Below are 494 nucleotides of genomic sequence, written 5' to 3' on the forward strand. Positions count from 1 at the left end.
TCTTTTACCGGTATTAGATTTCTCGCAGAGAAGGGGTGGTGGTAGTGGTTCGGGTGACGCATTTGAGCTTAACGGCAAAGATGATGTTCCCTGTCGCTGTGCAATCCCATTGACCGATCCCATCCTTACTGCTACCGCCTGCCACTCCCGCAGGGCGAAGCCCCGGAGGGATCATCGCTTTTCAGACCGGGTATCGAGGCACGAAGTGCCGAAGACCCCGGGAAACAACGGCGCACTTTGGTTATACGACCCCGTCAGGGTGTCGCAATTACCCATCAGTCAATCAGTGCGACACATTAGCGGGGGTGCGGGATCGCTTTCAATGCCTGATCCCCGGGTCTTCGTGGCTACGCCCCTTGACTTGGGACTAAAAAGCGGGCACCCCTGTCGGGGTACTTAGTTCACCACTCTTCACTATGAGTTTAATAAGTTCTGTACCGCTCAAATGCGTCACCCCATCATGTCCCTAGGTTCAACTTCGAAGTGCAACACTA

Source organism: Porphyromonas sp. HMSC065F10, assembly GCF_001808555.1.
Lineage (GTDB): Bacteria > Bacteroidota > Bacteroidia > Bacteroidales > Porphyromonadaceae > Porphyromonas_A.